A 19,693-nucleotide genomic window follows, 5' to 3' on the forward strand; every position below is an offset into this window, starting at 1 on the left:
TTAACCTGACTTTAAGGCCGTCTGAACGCTTTCAAGTGTTTCAGACGGCCTTCATTCAAACGGACAAATATGGACAAATTCATTTTAGCGATGATCGGCATGGCCATTGCCCTGTTGATTATTATTGGCGGCGGATTTATCGCTGTCGAATATTTCAAATCCCATCCTGAAGCATTCCAAGTCAAGCCGCTATCAAAATAATCATTTAACGGCATGAGTTTCAAAGAAAAAGAGCCGTAGCTCAAGGCCGTCTGAACGCAGTACATATAATGAAACACATTCTTTACTGGCTGGGTGGTTTTGCCGTCGCCCTCGGTATATTCCAATACTACGAAACCCATCGCTATTCCGAAGACCAGCTCATCTACGCCCAACCGCCGCAAAATCGTTCTGCCGTTGCCGATTTTGACGCCTTGGCGTATTTAAACTTCCTCCGCGCCTCAGCCAATCTGCCCGCACTGGCGCACTCAGCCACACTCGAACGCGCCGCGCGTAATCATGCCCGCTATCTGCTGCAAAACCCTGACGACGGACATGACGAAAAAAATATACGCAATCCCTTTTATACAGGCCCACGCCCATCAGACCGCACGCGCAAAGCCGGTTATGCCTATAAAGGCGTGCACGAAAACGTCAGCACCGGCCAGCACCCGCCAAACGAAAAAATCAACGACCATCTGCCTGCCCAACATCAGCTGGACAATCTAATGACGGCGATTTACCACCGTCTCTCCTTACTCGATCAAAATATCGACGAGGCCGGAGCGTCGTTTGAATCACAAGGCAAACAAATCGCGTTAAGCATCAATCAAGGCGACAGCAGATTCAACAGCCTCTGCCAAAAAAACCGCCCCCTATCCGACCTCAGCCGTTCGTTTTATCAAGATGCCTGTCATGGTCATGCCATTGTTTATGCGGATGAAATTTCCAACCGCAAAACCCAGCCTTACATCACCTATCCGCAAGGCAACTTCGCTTCGCCGGTTTTCCACGGCGAACGTCCCGACCCTATGCCGCATTATGAAATGACCGGCAATCCGATCAGCATCGCCTTCTCAGAACAATCGCCTCCGGTCAAAATGCGTTCGTTCAAACTGTATCAGGACACAAAAGAAATCAGAGACGTCAAAATCTTAGATAAAGATAATGACCCGAACCGCCTCCTGACCGAACGTCAATTTGCGCTGTTTCCTTTACAACCATTGGAATACGACACCGACTACCGAGCCGTGTTCGAATACCGTCAAAACGGAAAAGACAAAACGGCCGAATGGACATTCAGCACGCAAAAACCCGATTATCCTTACTTCATCGTCAAAGGCGGTGAAACGCTGGCCATCGAATCCGGACAAAAATATTTTATCCATTGGCAGGATTTTTGGTGCTTGAAGCAATGCGAACGCTACAACTACCGCATGAACCGCGACACCCAAATCGACATTATCGAACGACAGGCCGGCGGTATTATTATCCGTGTCAACGGAAGCAAAGGCAGCAGCATCCGCTTAATGCCCGAAGGCGAAGACAGGCGCGCCATTACACTTTATTTATGGAAATAAAGCCGTTTTCAGACGGCATGAAGCACCAAAAAGCTGATAAAATACCGCCTCACCCCCCTATGGCAAGCTATCCAATATGACCAAACATCCGCAAACAGCAGCCAATACCCGCTATGCCTTTGCCAGCATTGCCGCCATGTTGGCCGCATTTTTACTGTTCGTTGCCGTGATGTTGCTGCCTTTGGGGCTGACGGCGGACACCCAAGTGAGCCTAATACGGTTTTCACTCTACGCAATCGTGCTATTTGCCGTACTTGGCGGTATTTTTTCTGTACGCGTTGCCTATTTGCGTAAAAAGAACGGAGCATGACATGACCCAAGCCGATAAAATCCCACAAGAAATCCGCCTCCAGCAAGAGCGGCGCGTACTGACTTTGGTCTATGTTGACGGTGCCAAGAGCCTTCCTGCCGAATACCTGCGCGTGTACTCGCCCAGCGCGGAAGTGCGCGGACACGGTGCCGGCCAAGATGTTTTGCAAACAGGCAAAGCCGAAGTCAGCATTACCGATTTAGACCCCGTCGGCCAATACGCCTTGAAAATTACTTTTTCAGACGGCCACGACAGCGGCCTTTACGACTGGGACTATCTCTACCGACTGGCGCACAATCAAGACGCGCTTTGGCAAGACTATCTCGACCGCCTCGAGAAAGCAGGCGCGTCTAGAACGCCAAGTGCAGAAGATTTAAAACCCAAACGCACACATTCCTGCGGTAGCGGCGGTTGCGGCGGAAAGGCCGTCTGAAAAAAGGCGAAGCCGACATTGGACGACGGCAGAATCATTGACGGCAAAGCGTTCATCTCCCCGCCCAAAAAAGGATGGGTAGTGGCCATCTTCGGCGATACCAAAGCCTGCCCGCAGGCAGTGCGCGCCGCGCAAAACGCAGATGTTTTGGTGCATGAAGCAACCTTTGCGGCAGGCGATGAAGAAACAGCGGAACGAGTATTCCATTCGACCGCATCCGATGCCGCCAAGCTGGCCTTGCAAGCCAATGTGAAAGAACTTTACCTGACCCACATCAGCGCACGTTATACCGAAGAAGAGCAATGCCTGATGCTGGAGCGGCAGCCACAAACTATATTTCCCGCGTCGAAAGTGGTTGGCGATTTCGACGTATTCAATATCTGAATCCGTATTATTTTAAGAAGGCAGACACTATGAGCGACCACAAAACCCATTTCGGCTTCTCTACCGTTGACGAAGACGAAAAAGCAGGCAAAGTTGCCGAAGTCTTCCACTCCGTGGCAAAAAACTACGACATTATGAATGACGTAATGTCCGGCGGTCTGCACCGTGTTTGGAAACATTTCACCATCAATACCGCCCGCCTGAAAAAAGGCGACAAAGTATTGGACATCGCCGGCGGTACTGGCGATTTGTCCCGAGGCTGGGCGAAACGTGTGGGCAAAGAAGGCGAAGTTTGGCTGACAGACATCAACTCCTCCATGCTGACGGTCGGCCGCGACCGCCTGCTCAACGAAGGCATGATTCTGCCCGTATCGTTGGCAGACGCTGAAAAATTGCCGTTTCCCGACAACTATTTCAATCTGGTTTCCGTCGCATTCGGCCTGCGCAACATGACGCACAAAGATGCCGCGCTGAAAGAAATGTACCGCGTATTGAAACCGGGCGGCACCCTGCTGGTGTTGGAATTCTCCAAAGTGTACAAACCTTTGGAAGGCGTGTACGACCTCTACTCTTTCAAACTGTTGCCGATTATGGGCAAACTGATTGCCAAAGATGCCGACAGCTACCAATACCTCGCCGAGTCCATCCGTATGCACCCCGACCAAGAAACCTTGAAGCAAATGATGCTGGATGCAGGCTTCGACAGCGTGGATTACCACAACATGAGCGCAGGCATCGTTGCCCTGCATAAAGGCGTGAAATTCTAAGGCCGTCTGAAACAAACACAAAGGGCGTGATTGATAGACACGCCCTTTGTTTTTAAACCTTACCCAAGCCAATCTGACACAAAACAAAGGCCGTCTGAACAGCCGTAAAATGAAATTAAGGATTTCGGTTACACCATTCAGACGGCCTTAATACGTTTAAATCAGCTTATGTCCCTGCTTTCACGCTTTGCCATTGGCGGACCATAAATTTCAACGCCGCCGGTTGGATAGGTACCATGATAAAGCTGTTTTTCAAATCTTCATCAGTCGGGAAAATCGTATTGTCGTTTCTAAACTCTTCATCCATCAGCTCTTGAGCCGGTTTGCTGGACGGCGCATAAGTAACAAAATTGCCGTTTTTCGCCGCAACTTCAGGATCTAAGAAATCATTGATATATGCATGGGCATTGGCCACATGTTTGGCATCTTTCGGAATCACAAACGAATCCACCCAAATCCCCACGCCTTCTTTCGGCATCATCACACGGATTTTTTCCTTGCCGCCTGCTTCTTCCGCACGGCGTTTGGCAATGTTCAAATCACCGCCAAAACCAATCGTTACACAAGTATCGCCGCGTGCCAAATCATCGATAAAACCGGACGAGGTAAACCGCTTGATGTACGGACGGTTTTTCTTCAAGACTTCCGTAGCCGCCTTAATATCAGCCGTTTCGCTGCTGTTTGGATTTTTACCCATATAGTTCAACACCATAGGATAAATTTCCGCCGCGCTGTCCAAATAGCTGATGCCGCATTGCTTGAGTTTGGACGTGTATTCGGGGTTAAACACCAAATCCCATTGATTGTCCGGCAGCTGATCCGTGCCCAAAGCCTTTTTCACACGCTCGGTATTGATAGCGAAGGTGTTAGTACCCCAATAAAACGGAACGGCATATTCATGCCCCGGATCGACACCTTCCATCAGCTTCATCAGTTGTGGATTCAAGTTTTTATAGTTGGGAATAAGGGATTTGTCGATTTTTTGATACGCACCTGCCTTAATCTGCCTACCGACAAACGCATTGGAAGGACCCACGATGTCGTAACCCGACTTGCCGGTCAATACCTTGCTTTCCAGCGTTTCATCGCTGTCATATACATCGTAAGTTACTGCGATACCGTGTTTTTTCTCAAACGCGGCAACCGTCTCGGGATCGACATATTCCGACCAGTTGTAAATGCTCAATACCTTTTGATTATCGGTTTGAGCCGCCTTGTCGGCAGAAGTTTTGTCCGAGCCGCCGCAGCCGGCCAGCGCCAGCGCAGTCAGTACGATGAGGGGCAGATGTTTGGTCATTATCATTCCTTGCGTATCCGGTTGAAAATAGAGAGGCATTATAAAGCAGGCAAGCCCGAGCGGATAGGCTTCATTGTTAAAAGATATCGTCCCGCTTAAGGCCGTCTGAAAGATAGGTTGCAGCCAACTTAAAACCTTTCTGCCGATAGCTTGAAATATGGTTTTGCGGTAAGATAACGCCCATTCGTTTTTAATCGCAACGCGCCGTCCGGGCCGTCTGAAATCCTTGTAAAAAATTTATCGAGACATTATGAAAACCACCGAACTACGCCAAAAATTCCTAAAATTTTTCGAATCTAAAGGCCACACCATCGTCCGCTCCTCCTCGCTCGTGCCACACGACGACCCGACCCTGCTGTTTACCAACGCAGGCATGAACCAATTTAAAGACGTATTCCTCGGCTTTGACAAACGCCCCTACAACCGCGCCACTACCGCGCAAAAATGCGTACGCGCAGGCGGCAAACACAACGACTTGGAAAACGTCGGCTACACCGCCCGCCACCACACCTTCTTTGAAATGATGGGTAACTTCTCCTTCGGCGACTACTTCAAACGCGACGCGATCCACTTCGCTTGGGAATTCCTGACTTCCCCCGAATGGTTGAACATCCCTAAAGACAAACTCTTGGCGACCGTTTACGCAGAAGACGACGAAGCCTACAACATCTGGTTGAACGAAATCGGTATGCCTGCCGAACGCATCGTCCGCATCGGCGACAACAAAGGTGCGAAATACGCATCCGACAACTTCTGGCAAATGGGCGACACCGGCCCTTGCGGCCCTTGCTCCGAAATTTTCTACGACCACGGCGAAGAAATCTGGGGCGGCATTCCGGGCAGCCCTGAAGAAGACGGCGACCGCTGGATTGAAATTTGGAACTGCGTATTTATGCAGTTCAACCGCGACGAACAAGGCAATATGAATCCACTGCCTAAGCCTTCCGTCGATACCGGCATGGGCTTGGAGCGCATGGCCGCCGTCATGCAGCATGTTCACAGCAACTACGAAATCGACTTGTTCCAAGACCTGCTCAAAGCCGTTGCCCGCGAAACCGGCGCAGCTTTCAGCATGGAAGAACCCAGCCTGAAAGTCATCGCCGACCACATCCGATCCTGCTCCTTCCTGATTGCAGACGGTGTCTTGCCTTCCAACGAAGGCCGCGGCTACGTATTGCGCCGCATCATCCGCCGCGCCGTGCGCCACGGTTACAAACTAGGCCAGAAACAGGCGTTTTTCTACAAACTCGTGCCCGATTTGGTGAAAGAAATGGGCGCCGCGTATCCTGAGTTGAAAGAGAAACAGACACAGATTATGGAAGCCTTGCGCGCGGAAGAAAGCCGCTTCGGCGAAACGCTGGAAAAAGGCATGGGCTTGTTCAACCAAGTGCTCAACGGCATGAAATTCCTGAAACTGGAAAGCTTGTTGCCGCAAGACGGTGTAGGCAAACCTCTGACATTGAAAACCGCAGATGGTGTGGAATTTACCGCCGCTTCCCGTGTTGCTCCGAGCAAAAAGCAAATCGTTATCCGTCCTCGAGTTTCAGGCAGCCTGAACGAAGGCATGTATATCGATTTGCAGGCTGCTTTGGAAACCGCCCATATTCCCGACGCGAAAAAACCGTTTGCCGAAGCCTTGAATACCTACTTGATGGACAACATCGCCAACAGCAAACTCGTTATCGGCGGCGAACACATCTTCAAACTCTACGACACCTACGGTTTCCCCTACGACCTAACCGCCGACATGGCGCGCGAACTGGGCATCGAACTGGACGAAGCAGGCTTCGAGCGTGAGATGGAAGCCCAACGCACACGCGCACGCGCCGCACAAAGCTTCAAAGCCAACGCTCAACTGCCTTACGAAGGTCAGGACACCGAGTTTAAAGGTTATAGCGAACGCCAAACCGAATCCAAAGTCCTCGCCCTCTACAAAAACGGCGAGCAAGTCAACGAATTGAACGAAGGCGACGAAGGTGCCGTCGTTATCGACTTTACCCCGTTCTATGCAGAATCCGGCGGCCAAGTCGGCGACGTCGGCTATATCTTCGCAGGCGAAAACCGCTTTGAAGTACGCGATACCCAAAAAATCAAAGCGGCCGTATTCGGCCAATTCGGCGTACAGACTTCAGGCCGTCTGAAAGTCGGCGACAGCGTTACCGCCAAAGTGGATGACGAAATCCGCAATGCCAATATGCGCAACCACAGCGCGACCCACTTGATGCACAAAGCCCTGCGCGACGTATTGGGCGAACACGTTGAACAAAAAGGCTCTTTGGTTACCGCCGAATCCACCCGTTTCGACATTTCCCATCCTCAAGCGGTCACTGCCGAAGAAATCGCCGAAGTAGAACGCCGAGTCAACGAAGCCATTTTGGCCAACGTTGCCGTCAACGCAGCCATTATGAGCATGGAAGATGCCCAAAAAACCGGCGCGATGATGCTCTTCGGCGAAAAATACGGCGACGAAGTACGCGTACTGCAAATGGGCGGTTTCTCTACCGAATTGTGCGGCGGTACACACGTTTCACGCACCGGCGACATCGGCCTCTTCAAAATTATCAGCGAAGGCGGTATTGCCGCAGGCGTACGCCGTATCGAAGCCATCACCGGCCTGAACGCACTCAAATGGGCGCAAGAACTCGAGCGTTTGGTGAAAGACATTATTGCCGAAACCAAAGCCCAAACCGAAAAAGACGTACTGGCGAAAATCCAAGCAGGCGCAACACACGCCAAAGCATTGGAAAAAGAATTGGCACGCGCCAAAGCCGAACTCGCCGTCCATGCAGGCGCCAAACTCTTGGACGATGCAAAAGACTTGGGTTCAGCCAAACTCGTTGCCGCACAAATCGAAGCCGATGCCGCCGCCCTGCGCGAAATCGTGACCGACTTGACCGGCAAATCAGAACAAGCCATCGTATTGCTCGCCGCAGTCAACGACGGCAAAGTCTCCCTATGCGCCGGCGTATCCAAACCGTTGACTGCTAAAGTCAAAGCAGGCGATCTGGTTAAATTTGCAGCCGAACAAGTCGGCGGCAAAGGCGGCGGCCGTCCTGACTTGGCGCAAGCCGGCGGCACGGATGTCGCGAAACTGCCCGAAGTGCTGAATAGCGTGAAAGATTGGGTTGGTGCGAAGCTGGCTTGATGTAGAAAGGCAGCCTGAAAATGGGAAATTGGTTTTCAGGCTGCCTTTTTAAAAATTTTATTTTTATATTCATGGAGACAAAAATGTATCTACCTAAACCTTCAAGTCAATCTTATCCATCACTTTTACAAGAAATTGAAAAAGGGCAAATTAAAATTCCACAATTTCAAAGAAATTTTGTTTGGTCAGTTTCTGATTCTGCCAAACTGATGGATAGTATTATCAAAGGGTATCCCATAGGAACATTTATTTTCTGGCGCACGAAAGAACAGCTGCGTTCCGTGCGTAACTTGGGCAATATCACATTACCCAATAGCGAAGATGGGGAATACGTTGATTATGTTTTAGATGGGCAACAACGTTTGACTAGTTTATTAGCTTGTTTGCGTGGTGCAATTATTAAACGTGATAACACAGAAGATGACTTTTCAAAAATTTATATTGACCTAACAGCCGATTACAATCAAGATATTGTTATTACTGATGTATCAAAATTAGATGCTACCAATTACATTAGTATTCTAGATTTACTTAATGCTGATTTAGTAAAATTGGTTTCAGAATATGCTAGCCATGTTGGCAAAATAGATAAATACAGAAATAGTATCAAGACTTATGAGTTTTCTATTGTCCAATTTAAAGAAGCGCCAATAGAAATTGCAACTGAGGTTTTCACTCGGATTAACACAGGAGGAAAATCTCTTACGCTATTTGAAATTATGGTTGCAAAAACTTTTGATGAAAAACAAAATTTTGACTTGTCTGAAAAATTTGAAAAATTGCTAGAAGAATTAAGTGAAGTTGGATACGAAACCATATCTGATGCTTCTATCCTACAAATTATGTCGTTAATTTTACAAGATGAATGCAAAAGACATGATATTTTAAAAATTCCTCGCCAAAAATTTATCGATACGTGGAATGATTTAGTCGAAGCTGTGAAAAATGCCGTGGATTACTTCCGTAGTAGTTATCGCATTCCAGTATCTCAATTATTACCCTATAACGCATTACTTGTTCCATTTTCTTACTTTTTCTATAAAGAACCGAATGCCAAACCATCAAAAGAGCAAGCCAAATATCTACAAGATTTTTTCTGGCGATGTGCGTTGGCAGAGCGGTATTCCTCAGCGGTTGAAAGTAAGCTAGCACAAGATATAAAAAGAATTAATAAAATTATTAAAAATGAGAAACCTAATTATGATTGGGATGTTGATAGCTCAGTAGAAGCCATTGAAAAAAATGGATGGTTTAGTGCTGGGAAAAGCTATATTAAAGCAATCTTATGTATTTATGCCTACCAGCAACCAAAATCATTTAGCAATAATGCCAATATTAATATTGGAAATGACTGGTTAAAACAGGCAAATAGCAAAAATTACCACCACTTTTTCCCTAAATCATATCTGAATAAACAAGGAGAAGAAGAGTTCTATATCAATCATATTCTTAATATTACTATTGTGGATGACTTCTTGAATAAAAGAGAAATCGGAGCACAAAAACCGTCTAAATACATGAAAAAATTCCAACAAGAAAATGATGAATTAGATCAAACAATGAAGACCCATTTAATTCCTGATTTAGAAAAATTTGGTATCTGGGATGATGATTATGATACCTTTTTTGAGGAGCGAGCCAAATTGGTGAGTAAAGAAATTAAAAAAAGGTTGTTGGATAAGTAATATATTTATTCTGTTATTAGGCAACCTGAAAACGCCATTTCCCATTTTCAGCAAGCCGTAGCCCGCACCCCTGTCAACCGCGTGCGTGGCTACGCCCCACACCCTACCTGCGGGTGACGCAAACCTTAAGATTGAGGTGTAGGATGTGTGCAGTACGCACGCACGCGGTTTTTGTTGCTACCGAATGATTCCAAACCATGCCGTAATCCAGTCAGCAGCAAACGCAGCTTGGGTCATGTACCAACAAAACTCAATATCAAAGGCCGTCTGAATTTCAGACGGCCTTTCTGTTTTCATTTCAAGCTAATATTTAAGCTTTTTATTCAATCATCTGACAATCAATCTTTCTCTACCGTAAAAAACAGTTCTTCCTGTTTCAAAGCATTACCATCTGCATCGGTCAATGTTGCTTCTGCTGCGGAAAATTTGATAACGGCAAGGCTGAGGCTGCCTTGTTCAGTCAGTGCTGTGTTGAGGATGACGCCTGCTTCTTCCTCGCCGACTTTGATGGCAATACCGGCGGCTTCTAAAGAATCGCCGCTTAATACGGCCAGACCGCGTTTGACTTGGCCTCGGTATTGGGCGCGGGCGATGATTTCTTGGCCGGGGTAGCAGCCTTTACGGAAATGGACTGCGCCGATGATGTGTTGGTTGAGCATTTGGGCAACGGCCGCTTCTTTGGTTGCGGCGCAAATCCACGGATAGCCGCTGCGTATTTCGTGCAGGTTCCATGCGTTTTCGGCTTCTGCTTGATATTCTGCTGCGTTTTCGGCTGCTGAAATTTTCAGACGGCCTGTGTGCGGCAAGGTAATTTCTACGGTGTTTTCTTGAATTTGGGCCGGAAAAGACAGTTGCGGTTCGGTAGCAGGATGAGGTTCTGCATTGTCTGCCAACTCGCCGCTTACTGCTAAATCAGGCATCAGCTCGAAGACGACTTTTGCACGCAAGACAAACATTCTCAGGCGTTTGACGATGGCTTCGGTCAAATCTTGCGCCATGACCAACAGTAAATCTTCTCCGCGATTGACGACCAACATATTCGCCAACACACGGCCTTTAGGCGTATTGTATGTGGCGTAACATGCCTGACCGATAGCTAAATTATTAATATCGTTGGATAATTGACCATGAAGAAATGAAGCTCTGTCTTCTCCGCTGACACGGACAACGCCGAAAAAAGGCAGGCGGGTTTGCATAATCGACTCCTTAAATTGTGGATGCTGAATTATCGCCCAAATTGCCGCTTATTATCAAATAAATAAATTCAGGCCGTCTGAATGTTTCAGACGGCCTGTTGTTTGGACTCAAGCAATCAAAATTATTTGATGCTGACTTTGCGGATAATCACGGCTTCGGTTGGAACGTCTTGATGATAGCCGCGTGTCGCAGTTTTCACTTTGCTAATTTTACGGACCACGTCCATGCCGGAAGTGACTTTACCGAAAACGGCATAGCCGTAGCCTTGAGGGGTTTTGCTTTTGAAATTCAAAAAGTCGTTGTCGGCCGTATTGATAAAGAACTGGCTGGTTGCGGAATTCGGATCGCCGGTGCGCGCCATGGCGATGGTGCCGACATTATTTTTCAGGCCGTTGTCTGCTTCGTTGTTGATGGCTTTATCGGTGGACTTTTGAACCATTTTCTCGGTAAATCCGCCGCCTTGAATCATAAAATTGTCGATAACGCGGTGGAAAATCGTGTTGTCGTAAAAACCTTTTTTGGCATAATTGACAAAGTTTGCCACGGTTTTCGGCGCTTTGACTTCATCCAACTCCAGTTGGATGTTGCCCATATTGGTTTCAATCACGGCATGGGTAACCGCTTGCGCTTGCACGGAAAGTGACAGTGCGAGGGCGCACAGGGTCAGTTTGATGGATTTTTTCATATGTCTTCTCGAATAATGTATTGTGAAAATGGAATATTAACCTTGTTTCGCGTGAAATCCATAAAAAACATGTAAGATTTTTCAAGCAAAAAACATAAGGCAATCAAATCAGGCCGTCTGAAAAGGGATAAAAAAACAAATTTTTGCTTTTTATCATTCCCTTTCAGACGGCCTGCTATTACGGTCAAACCGAAATCAGATTAGAAATCCAATTCCGCTTTCAGCCAGTAAGTACGCGGCATACCGACAACGGCGAAGCTGCGGTCGTATTGGCCGCGCTGTACCTGCCAGTAGTTTTTGTTGAACAGGTTTTCTACCGAGCTGCTGACGGTCAGGGTGTTTTTACCGAGCTTGGTTTTGTAGCGCGCGCCTACGTCAACCAAGGTATAGGACGGGAAGGCGTATTTTTTTTGCGTGTCTTGGTAAGACTTGCCGAAGTACGAAACGTTGCCGTTCAAGGTCAAGCCTTTAGCAAACGGGGTATCCCATTCCACGCCCGCTTTGGCAATCACGCGCGGGTTGGCGACTTGTACGCCGTTAACAAGATTGTCGGCGAAATTCGGATAATCTTTTACGGTTGATTGCAGATACATCAAACCAAAGCTTGGACGCAGGGTTTTATCCAACAAGTTGGCATAGGTATTGAACTCGATACCGCGACTGCGTTCCATGCCTTGCTCGGAACCGCTATAAGCTAAGCCTGCATTTTTGCGCATTGCGAAGTCAGTACCTGAAGTCGTGTTACCGCGCCAGTAACCCGGACGTTTGATTTGGAATGCGTTCAGCGTCGTTACGAAATCGCCCCAGTTTTTGCGTACGCCGACTTCAAACTGACGGCTGACGCGCGGATCTGCCATCGTTACATGACCGTCATCATCGGTACGGATGTCGGACGGCTCCAAATCTTCCATATAGTTGCCGTAAACCACCAAGTCAGGCTGCGGAACCCATGCCGCCATCAACATCGGGCTGAAACGGCTCGCATCCGCTTTGCGACCGTTTAATTTATTTTTCTGCTCGACGGCTTGGAAACGTCCGCCCAAAGTGAGGCGGTATTTATTGTCGGCAAAACCAAGCGTGTCAGATACCGCCAAACTGTTTACTTTGATCACGGTATCCAATGAAGGTGTTGTATTCCATGCGCTGCCTAAGTTGGAATCCAATTTTGCCAATTGAGTAGGAATGTCGATGCTCGGATCGATAACGCTGCTTCTTGTTTGACGTGCGCCTTGATAAGTAGTGCGTTTGCGGTCGATGCGGTCAAATGCGGTACTCCAGTTGTGGCTTACCGGACCGGTTTCAAATTCTCCACGCGCAGTCAGATTCATACTGAGTGTTTTGAAACGCTGGTCAGTCAAACGCGCGCGACCTGAATTGTAGGTCAAACCGCTGCTTGTAACTGTAGGAGAGGCGAAATTACCGTAATAACGTGCATTGTTGTAGCCGATGCCGCCTGTAATTTGGGCATTTTCAAACGCATCCCATTCGAAGGTCAGCATATTCGTTTGACCGCGCGTGTTTTGAGCCTGCCAGCTCGGAGCGAGATTCACTTTGCCTTCAGGTGCATCAAACAATCGGCCGTTGGCGTTTTGAATATCCTGCATACGCGCGCGGCCGCCGTTGGTTTTGCGTTTCGCGTAGATAGAGTCGAGCGCTACGCGCACTTTTTCGCCGCGATAATCGGCATTCAATGCAAATTCTTTGTTGTCTTCGCTGTAACCGTGGCGCGGGGTATCGCCGTGGCGCAGTTTGCCATTGGCGCGCACACCGAATTCTTTGTTTTCGCCGAAGCGTTGACCCAAGTCGAATGTGCCTTGGGCGCGGTTGTTGCTGAACCAGCCCAAACCGATTTTGCGGTTACCTTCGTCGGCGGCTTTTTTGGTTTCGATGTTGACGGAACCGGATACCGCACCTTCAGGATCCATACCGTTTACGGCGGTGGACGCGCCTTTAATCAGCTGTGCGGAACCGACTTGCACGCTGGCCGTGCCTTGTGTGCCGTACATACCGGCCAAACCGTTGACGCTGAATTGGCGCGCATCAAGCTGATAACCGCGGAAATACAGGCCGGTCAAGGTGTTGCTTTCACCGCCGAACTGCCAAGTCGAAGCGTCTTTTTTCGCTACGGCATCTACCAAAGTACGCGCTTCGGTATTGTTGAGGGCTTTTTCGTCGTAATTTACCACAGTAATCGGAGCGGTAAAGGCATTGGCTTTACCTAACACACCCAAATTCACACGGTCGCGCATATCGCCGTCACTGGCAATAGAATACGAGCGTGCGGCCTTCACGCGTTTAGCGTCGGCGTGGACTTTGACTTCCTGCACTTCTGCATATGCTTCGGGAGCAGAAGTGGCTTCATCGGCGGCGTAGGCGAATGCGCTTGCAACCACAAGCGGCATCAGGGCTAATTTGCTGTTCATAAAATACCTTCTGGTTTGAAATATTAATAATTCTTATATCGAGTAAAAAATTACAAAGTAATTTGGTTTTGCGATTATATTTGATAAGATTTCCGCCTTCCACAAAAACAAATAAGAACCGTTTGTACATACAAAAAATACAACAGTTCAGAAAACTATTATTACAGTTACCATAGTCAAATAAATTTGCCGTCCTTTCAGACGGCCTTTACATCCTTTCAGAGAACACTCCATGCAAAAATGGCAAATCGAGCTTTATTCCACGCCGTCTTGGCTATTGCAGACCTTATTGATGGTCGCTGCAGCCTCGGCGGTAATTCTGTTTTTTGCACGCAATACACGCTTCGGGCGCGAGTTTAGCTATATCCTGCGGCTGTGTCTGACGCCGAAAAGTGCAGTTAAAGTATTGCTGCTGATTACGGCGATGATTACGCTGCTGTTAACCGAAGTACGGCTGAATGTGTTGAGTACCTTTATGTCCAAAGGGCTTTACGACTCGATGCAAGATTTGAATGCCTCCGCGTTTTGGATGTTTGCAGCGATGAATGCAGGCGTGGTGTTGATACGGGCGTTTAACAACGTCGTCAACGACTTTCTCGATCAAGGCTTGGCGATTAAATGGTCGGAGCGGCTCAATGAAGTTTTGACTTCACGCTGGCTTGCCGACAAAAACTACTACCGCCTGCAAATGCGCCGCCACGCGCCGGACAACATCGACCAGCGTATCCAACAGGACGCGCAGGATTTCATCGCCTCGACCATAGAATTTGTGCGCGGCATGGTCAATTCGGTCGTTACCTCGCTGGAATTTGCCGTTGTTTTGTGGGGCTTGGCAGGCATCCTGACCGTGTTTGGCTTTGACATTCCGCGCGGCATTGTTTGGTTCGTCTTTATCTTTGTGATTTTGGCGACCTTTATCGCCATGTGGATAGGTAACCCGTTGATTCGTTACAACTATGAAAACGAAAAGCTCAACGGCGACTACCGTTATTCCCTCATCCGCGTACGCGACCACGCCGAAAGCGTGGCGTTTTACAGCGGCGAAAAACACGAACATGACCAGCTTTCCGACCGCTTTAAAGCCATTATCCGCAACCGTTGGCGCATTGCGCGACAAAGCGTCTACCTGAGCGGCTTTAACGATATGTTCACCAACGGCATCAAACTCTTCCCCATTATTTTGCAAGCCCCGCGCCTGTTTGCCGGACAAATCAAAATCGGCGACATCCAGCAGACTGTCCAAGCCTTCGCACGACTGCAAAACGCGCTGTCTTTCTTCCGGATGTTCTACAACAAATTCACCGCCTACCGCGCCCGATTGGAGCGTCTGTACGGCTTTTTGCTAAGTACGGAAGAAAAACACACCGCACGACAACCCGACCTTACCGAAGTTTCAGACGGCCTGATCTTGGAAAACGTCGCCCTATACCGCCACAACGGCGAAGTTTTATTGGACAGCATCAACATCAACCTTAAAAGCGGCGATTCCCTGTTGATACGCGGCCCGAGCGGTTGCGGCAAAACTTCATTGCTGCGCGCGCTGGCTGGGCTTTGGCCTTTCGGCAGCAGTGGTAAAATCAGCCATCCACCGCATCAAGACATCCTCTTCCTGCCGCAACGCCCGTACACGGCGCAAGGCAGCCTGCGCGACGCGATTTGTTACCCCGACATCGACAAACAGCATCCTGAGTTAGCCGAAGCCATGAATATCTGCCGCCTAGGTTATCTCGTTGATAAATTGGACAAAACCGACGACTGGCAACACAAACTCTCCCCCGGCGAACTGCAACGCGTCGCCTTCGTCCGCGCCCTGCTCTCGCAGCCTAAAGTCATCCTGCTCGACGAAGCCACCGCCGCCTTGGACGAGCCGACCGAAGCCATGCTCTACCGTGCTTTAAAACAAAAACTGCCCGACAGCATCATCATCAGCATCGGACACCGCAGCACGCTCAACGAGTTCCATGATTTATGCCTCGATGTCGGTCATGTACAATGCTGAATTAAGGGCATACCAAAGGCCGTCTGAAACAGTGAGAAACGAAATCAAACGATTTTGTCCTCGCCGTTTCAGACGGCCTTTTCAAACGCCATAGCATGTTTATTTGCTATACTCTGCATTGTGTTAACGTCGTCTAAAAAATATTTATGAAAACCCTGGCCCTTATTCCACATTACAACCATCCGACCACCATCAGCCACGTTGCCCAAACCATGCGTGGCTTTGGTTTAAACGTTTTAATTGTGGACGACGGTTCACGCGAAGAATGCAAACCTGTATTGCAGGCTTTGGTTTCAGACGGCATTGATGTCCTTTACCGCCCCATCAACGGCGGCAAAGGCGCAGCGGTCAAAACCGGTTTGGAATACGCCGAAGAACATGGCTATACCCACGTCTTACAGGTTGATGCAGACGGCCAACACTGCTTGAACGACACACTCAAACTCCTCGCCGCAGCAGAACAAAATCCCGAAGCCGTTGTTTGCGGCTGGCCGCAATACGGCGATGACGCGCCTAAAGCACGGCTTTACGGACGCAAAATTACCGACTTTTGGAATATGCTGCACACTTGGTCATGCGACATCAAAGACGGCATGTGCGGCTTCCGCCTCTATCCGCTTGCACCCGCACTGTCCGTTGTCCGCGAAGAAACCGTAGGCGACCGCATGGACTTCGATACGGAAATCCTTATTCGCCTCTACTGGCGCAACGTCAAACCGGTTTGGATTAAAACGCCCGTCCAATACGCCGCCGACGGCGTGTCCCATTTCGATGCCTTTGCCGACAATGTCCGCATCAGCAAAATGCACACACGGCTGTTTTTCGGTATGTTGAAACACCGATTGGGTAAAGTTTTCGGAAAGGCCGTCTGAAACCATGGCCGACAATAAACAAACCCATTGGGCGGCGCAGCCCGAACGCGGCAGCCGCCTGTTTCTCGCCCTGACTACATTGATGGTGCGCCATCTGCCGGCCTTTTTGATGAGGCCGTGCATTTGGTTTGTGGTGCTGTATTTTTATGCCACCGCGCCCAAGCCGCGCCGTCATGTCTTACGCTATCAAACCCGTCTTCAGACGGCCTTTCCCCATACCGTCCTGCCGAAACACAGCGTATTCAAACAATTCGTTGCATTTGGCGAAGCAGTTTGCGACCGTTTTGCCGTGTGGCAACGCAAAATCCGTTATGAAGATTTGGTGATTGAAGATCCTGACGACATCTATTCGCAAGTCAAACGCAACGAACGCGGCCAGATTTTTGCCTGTTCGCACTTGGGCAATACCGAAGTTTGCCGTGCGCTGGTGTCGCACCATAAAAATTTCAGACTCAATGTATTGGTGCACAGCAAGCACGCACAGGCATTTAACGAGGCATTGCAAAAAGCCGGCGCAGATCATATCCGTCTGATTCAGGTAACAGATTTGGACACCACCCTGATGATGGAATTGAACAGCCGTATCGAAAACGGCGAATGGATTGCCATCGCGGCCGACCGCGTGCCTGTACGCGGCGAGAAAACCGCCGACATTAATTTCTTAGGCCATACCGCCCCTATGCCGCAAGGCGCATGGCTATTGGCTGCGCTCTTAAAAACGCAGGTAAACACGCTGTTTTGCGTTAAACAAAACGGCCGCTATCATTTGAAACTGCGCCGCTTTGCCGATACTTCCAGCTGGAAACGCGGCAACCGCGAGTCTGCCGTCAAAGACGCGATGCAGGGTTTTGCCGACATTTTGGCGCAAGAATGTGCGCAAAATCCGCTACAATGGTTCAATTTTTATGATTTTTGGGGCGAAGACGCCGTCTGAAACCATCACACTTACTCTTTTAAACCATGAAAAAACACATCTACTGCCAACACAGCTTTGAAACTGAAGTTCCTTTTTTTGACGTAGATGCCATGCACATCGTGTGGCACGGCAACTATGTCAAATACCTTGAAACCGCACGTTGTGCTTTTCTGTCTTCCATCGGTTATGACTACAACGAAATGGGGCAGCAGGGGTACAGCTGGCCGATTGTGCAGATGAACCTCAAATACATCCGCCCTGCCCGTTTCGGCCAAAAAATCCGCGTTGATATGGACATTGTCGAAATCGAAAGCTGCCTGCGTATCGATTACACCATTTACGATGTTAAAACCAATGAAAAACTGACCCGCGCTTCGACTACCCAAGCCGCAGTGTCGCTTTCAGACGGCCTGATGCAGTTTCAAACGCCGGACAGCTGGTTGGAAGCAGTAAAAAGACATCCGACATTTAAGGCCGTCTGAAAAATTTATCGATTAAACAACATATTGCCTGCTTATCAGCTTTACCCTTTATAATTTAAAGTTTCCATTTCAGACGGCCTTTATCCTCAATCCACACACAATTATGCTACTAAACCTCAACCGCTTTGCCTTCCCTGTTTTCTTAAAAGAAACCCGCCTGCTTACTGCCCTCGCCCTGCCTATGCTGTTAGCACAAGTGGCGCAAGTGGGTATTGGTTTTGTCGATACGGTGATGGCCGGTGGCGCAGGTAAGGAAGATTTAGCCGCAGTGGCTTTGGGCAGCAGCGCGTTTTCCACGATTTACATTACCTTTATGGGCGTGATGGCGGCGTTAAACCCGATGATTGCCCAGCTGTACGGCGCAGGTAAAACCGAAGAAGTCGGCAAAACAGGAATGCAGGGCATTTGGTTTGGCTTGTGTTTGGGCGTATTCGGCATGCTGTTGATGTGGGCGATGATTATGCCTTTCCGTCATTGGCTGACATTGAGCGATTATGTCGAAGATACGATGGCGCAATATATGTTCTTTACCAGCTTGGCAATGCCGGCCGCCATGATACACCGCGCCCTGCACGCCTATGCCTCCAGCTTGAACCGTCCGCGCGTGATTATGTTGGTCAGCTTTGCGGCATTTGTGTTGAATGTGCCGCTAAACTATGTGTTCGTTTACGGCAAATTCGGTATGCCTGCTTTGGGCGGCGCAGGTTGCGGCGTGGCAACGGCAGCGGTATTTTGGTTCAGCGCATTGGCTTTGTGGCTTTATATTGCCAAAGAAAAATTCTTCCGCCCGTTTGGCTTGACGGCAAAAATCGGCAAACCCGATTTGGCGGCTTTCAAACAGATTTGGAAAATCGGCGCACCCATCGGCTTGTCTTATTTTCTAGAAGCCAGCGCGTTTTCGTTTATCGTCTTTTTGGTGGCGCCATTCGGCGAGGATTATGTCGCCGCGCAACAAGTCGTCATCAGCCTGTCAGGCATTTTGTATATGATTCCACAAAGTGTCGGCTCTGCAAGCACGGTGCGCGTAGGCTTTTCGCTCGGACGACGCGAGTTTTTGCGGACGCGTTATATTTCAGGCGTTTCGCTGGTGTTAGGCTGGGTACTTGCCACCTGTACCGCGCTACTCTTGGTCATCTTTCGTTTTCAGTTGGCCGGTATGTACACCAACGATGCGGCAGTATTAGGCATTGCCGCGACTGTTTTGTTTTTCGCCTCCCTATTCCAACTGGCAGACGCCACCCAATGTATCGCTTCATATGCGCTGCGCGGCTATAAAGTGACCAAAATGCCGATGTTCATCCATGCCGCCGCTTTCTGGGGCTGCGGCCTGTTGCCCGGCTACCTGCTTGCCTATCATGTCGATATGGGCATTTACGGCTTCTGGACCGCGCTGACCGTTTCACTGACGATTGCCGCCATAGCATTGGTATGGTGCTTGGAGCTTTGCAGTAAAGAGATGGTCAAATCGCATCAGGCCGTCTGAAATTTCTTTCAGACGGCCTCTATTGATGTTTTATTTACGGCTTATTCACTTTTAAG

The 19,693-nt window shown here is 48.9% G+C and carries 17 protein-coding genes; 13 read left to right on the top strand and 4 right to left on the bottom strand.

The window, feature by feature from the left end; translation table 11 throughout:
• Positions 1 to 69 precede the first annotated feature (69 nt).
• The 6 genes from HMPREF2871_RS12020 to ubiE all read left to right on the top strand — a co-directional run bounded on the left by HMPREF2871_RS12020 (position 70) and on the right by ubiE (position 3,453).
• Complete coding sequence (locus tag HMPREF2871_RS12020) at positions 70 to 201, top strand: hypothetical protein (protein WP_256388404.1); 132 nt, start codon at positions 70 to 72, stop codon at positions 199 to 201.
• A 68-nt stretch (positions 202 to 269) separates the two neighbouring features.
• A complete protein-coding gene (locus tag HMPREF2871_RS00305) occupies positions 270 to 1,559 on the top strand; it encodes a CAP domain-containing protein (RefSeq protein ID WP_004519942.1) in 1,290 nt (429 codons plus the stop codon).
• A 76-nt stretch (positions 1,560 to 1,635) separates the two neighbouring features.
• Positions 1,636 to 1,869, top strand: coding sequence for a hypothetical protein (locus HMPREF2871_RS00310; protein ID WP_003679719.1), 234 nt, complete (start codon positions 1,636 to 1,638; stop codon positions 1,867 to 1,869).
• 1 nt (position 1,870) lies between these two features.
• Complete coding sequence (locus HMPREF2871_RS00315; RefSeq protein WP_049344227.1) at positions 1,871 to 2,302, top strand: gamma-butyrobetaine hydroxylase family protein; 432 nt, start codon at positions 1,871 to 1,873, stop codon at positions 2,300 to 2,302.
• Positions 2,303 to 2,320: 18 nt separating this feature from the next.
• Positions 2,321 to 2,686: an MBL fold metallo-hydrolase gene (locus HMPREF2871_RS00320; RefSeq protein WP_224783360.1), complete on the top strand. Its 366-nt coding sequence runs from the start codon at positions 2,321 to 2,323 to the stop codon at positions 2,684 to 2,686.
• Positions 2,687 to 2,715: 29 nt separating this feature from the next.
• On the top strand, positions 2,716 to 3,453 hold the full coding sequence (ubiE, locus tag HMPREF2871_RS00325) for a bifunctional demethylmenaquinone methyltransferase/2-methoxy-6-polyprenyl-1,4-benzoquinol methylase UbiE (protein ID WP_004519946.1): 738 nt from the start codon (positions 2,716 to 2,718) through the stop codon (positions 3,451 to 3,453).
• 166 nt (positions 3,454 to 3,619) lie between these two features.
• Here ubiE and HMPREF2871_RS00330 read toward each other — a convergent pair whose 3' ends face one another.
• Positions 3,620 to 4,750: a polyamine ABC transporter substrate-binding protein gene (locus tag HMPREF2871_RS00330; protein ID WP_003685623.1), complete on the bottom strand. Its 1,131-nt coding sequence runs from the start codon at positions 4,748 to 4,750 to the stop codon at positions 3,620 to 3,622.
• Between the two features lie 250 nt (positions 4,751 to 5,000).
• Between HMPREF2871_RS00330 and alaS the strand changes: the two genes are divergently transcribed.
• On the top strand, positions 5,001 to 7,895 hold the full coding sequence (gene alaS / locus HMPREF2871_RS00335) for an alanine--tRNA ligase (protein WP_049344225.1): 2,895 nt from the start codon (positions 5,001 to 5,003) through the stop codon (positions 7,893 to 7,895).
• Between the two features lie 20 nt (positions 7,896 to 7,915).
• A complete protein-coding gene (locus HMPREF2871_RS00340; protein ID WP_234395978.1) occupies positions 7,916 to 9,580 on the top strand; it encodes a DUF262 domain-containing protein in 1,665 nt (554 codons plus the stop codon).
• Positions 9,581 to 9,918: 338 nt separating this feature from the next.
• Here HMPREF2871_RS00340 and HMPREF2871_RS00345 read toward each other — a convergent pair whose 3' ends face one another.
• The 3 genes from HMPREF2871_RS00345 to HMPREF2871_RS00355 all read right to left on the bottom strand — a co-directional run bounded on the left by HMPREF2871_RS00345 (position 9,919) and on the right by HMPREF2871_RS00355 (position 13,885).
• The gene (locus HMPREF2871_RS00345) at positions 9,919 to 10,776 is read right to left on the bottom strand and encodes a CAF17-like 4Fe-4S cluster assembly/insertion protein YgfZ (RefSeq protein WP_070629719.1); all 858 of its coding nucleotides are present in this window, start codon (positions 10,774 to 10,776) and stop codon (positions 9,919 to 9,921) included.
• 122 nt (positions 10,777 to 10,898) lie between these two features.
• Positions 10,899 to 11,462: a peptidylprolyl isomerase gene (locus HMPREF2871_RS00350; RefSeq protein ID WP_070629721.1), complete on the bottom strand. Its 564-nt coding sequence runs from the start codon at positions 11,460 to 11,462 to the stop codon at positions 10,899 to 10,901.
• A gap of 200 nt (positions 11,463 to 11,662) precedes the next feature.
• Positions 11,663 to 13,885, bottom strand: coding sequence for a TonB-dependent receptor (locus tag HMPREF2871_RS00355; protein WP_070629722.1), 2,223 nt, complete (start codon positions 13,883 to 13,885; stop codon positions 11,663 to 11,665).
• 232 nt (positions 13,886 to 14,117) lie between these two features.
• On the opposite strand from HMPREF2871_RS00355, the gene HMPREF2871_RS00360 reads away from it, so the two are divergent.
• The 5 genes from HMPREF2871_RS00360 to HMPREF2871_RS00380 all read left to right on the top strand — a co-directional run bounded on the left by HMPREF2871_RS00360 (position 14,118) and on the right by HMPREF2871_RS00380 (position 19,637).
• On the top strand, positions 14,118 to 15,884 hold the full coding sequence (locus HMPREF2871_RS00360) for an ABC transporter ATP-binding protein/permease (RefSeq protein ID WP_070629724.1): 1,767 nt from the start codon (positions 14,118 to 14,120) through the stop codon (positions 15,882 to 15,884).
• Positions 15,885 to 16,030: 146 nt separating this feature from the next.
• Entirely contained in the window at positions 16,031 to 16,756 is a 726-nt protein-coding gene (locus HMPREF2871_RS00365) for a glycosyltransferase family 2 protein (protein ID WP_039862192.1), read from the top strand.
• Positions 16,757 to 16,760: 4 nt separating this feature from the next.
• Positions 16,761 to 17,690, top strand: a complete 930-nt coding sequence (locus HMPREF2871_RS00370) for an LpxL/LpxP family acyltransferase (RefSeq protein ID WP_049344214.1) — start codon at positions 16,761 to 16,763, stop codon at positions 17,688 to 17,690.
• A gap of 26 nt (positions 17,691 to 17,716) precedes the next feature.
• On the top strand, positions 17,717 to 18,154 hold the full coding sequence (locus HMPREF2871_RS00375; protein ID WP_049344213.1) for an acyl-CoA thioesterase: 438 nt from the start codon (positions 17,717 to 17,719) through the stop codon (positions 18,152 to 18,154).
• 103 nt (positions 18,155 to 18,257) lie between these two features.
• The gene (locus HMPREF2871_RS00380; protein ID WP_049344211.1) at positions 18,258 to 19,637 is read left to right on the top strand and encodes an MATE family efflux transporter; all 1,380 of its coding nucleotides are present in this window, start codon (positions 18,258 to 18,260) and stop codon (positions 19,635 to 19,637) included.
• Positions 19,638 to 19,693 lie beyond the last annotated feature (56 nt).

Origin of the sequence: Neisseria sp. HMSC067G12 (genome assembly GCF_001812725.1) — a bacterium.
Classification (GTDB): Bacteria; Pseudomonadota; Gammaproteobacteria; order Burkholderiales; family Neisseriaceae; genus Neisseria; species Neisseria perflava.